This is a genomic window from Acetobacter fallax (genome assembly GCF_011516735.1).
Lineage (GTDB): Bacteria > Pseudomonadota > Alphaproteobacteria > Acetobacterales > Acetobacteraceae > Acetobacter > Acetobacter fallax.
Genome location: NZ_WOSX01000115.1, coordinates 1 through 1,561 on the forward strand (window position 1 = coordinate 1; position 1,561 = coordinate 1,561).

Here is a 1,561-nt window from a genome sequence, read left to right on the forward strand (position 1 = left end):
CTAGCCCATCTTATTCACGGCATTGAGTATTTTGCGTGGATTTTTCCGTTTCTATGGTTTGGGCGCGCGGGATCGCACCGGGTTGAGGCGGTGTCATTTTGAAACGGTGGATGGCTGCGGCTGGGGTTGCGAGGACGGGGCGCGTTCGGGGGCGATAGCCCCGTCTGTCACGGGCCGGCAGCCTGCATCGAGATGGCGAGACTGCGGAACAGCGCCGCTTCGGGACAGGCGGCGGCAAACGCGATACGGACACGGGTTGCGGTTTCCAGGATACGCCCGGCGATTTTCAGAAGACGATTTCGTAACGTGGTGAACTCGGCCGAGGCGAGCGGCTGTGGGGCTGGGATGGCGTCCCGCAGGGTGAGCATCAGCCAGTATGCGGCAGTGTGCAGCACCAGGCGGACCTGGTTGGCCAGTGGCGATCGACAGCTTGTGCGGTCGGATGCCAGTTGGCCCTTGTGACGCCTGATCAGGTTTTCGGCCTGTCCACGGGCACAGTAGAGGGCACCGTAGAGCCATTCGGCGTTGCCGCCTCGCAGGCTGGTGACCACGCAGCGTATGTCGAGCCCCAGCGTCGTGGCTTCGATCCGGGCGGCCACGCGTCGCTGTTGCTTCCAGGATTTCGCGCCATAACGGATTTCGGCATAGCCGCGCAGGGATTGCGCCCGCGTCCCGGCACGCCGGACGCGGATGTCATCGGCCGAGGGTTCGAGAAGCCGGTGCAGCACGCTGTTGCCCGGCAGGCCGAAGATGTAATCGACGTCATGCGCCTCGCACCAGGCCATGACTTCGGGACGTCCGTAATGACCATCCCCACGAATGGTCAGCCGGGTGTTGGGCCAGTGGCTGCGGATACGGCGGATCAGACGACGCAGGTGACCGCGAATTTCCTGTCCGGACGGGGTCTTGCCCGGGCGGATGATAATGGCAACCGGCCTCGACGTGGCGGCATCGTAAACATGGATCGGCATAAAGCACCGCTCGTCATGATGCGCGTTGAACAGGGCGAGTTGCTGATGACCGTGCACCACATCGACCGTATCGTCGATGTCGAGCGTCACCGCGGCGGGTGGCCGGGCGTAGCTGTCGCACCATGTATCGACCAGGGCATAGGTCAGGCGAATGACCTCGCGCAAAGTCGGGGCGTTCTCCCAACGCGAGATCGTGGGTTGCGAGCACAGATCCCGACCCGTATCGGGCAGTCGTCCGCAGGCGAGCTTGAAACCCGGATCGCACCGCAGGTGATCGAGGTCGTCGGCGTCCTCGTAGCCGCAGGCAATGGCCAGCATACGGGCGCGCAGAATATCGGCCACCCCGTGTGTCACCCGTCGCGGATTGCGTGGATCGGCTATGAGCCGGGCGAGGCGATCGGCCATGCCGATCCGCCGCTCGGCGGCAGCCAGCAACAGGACACCACCATCCGAGGTGATCCGGCCACCATCAAAATCAGCCGTGATTTTCTTGTGTCGGATGGCTGGAAACAGGAACGGCTGGCTCGTATCGTCGGACATGGCGGGTGTGGCTCGGCGTGATCGGAGAAACGGATGGCTTTGACACCCAA

General features: G+C 63.6%; 1 protein-coding gene. It reads right to left on the minus strand.

Features of this window, described 5'->3' with window-relative positions; genetic code table 11:
* Positions 1-167: 167 nt before the first annotated feature.
* A complete protein-coding gene (locus GOB85_RS18695) occupies positions 168-1,511 on the minus strand; it encodes an IS1380 family transposase (RefSeq protein WP_173578862.1) in 1,344 nt (447 codons plus the stop codon).
* Positions 1,512-1,561: the final 50 nt, after the last annotated feature.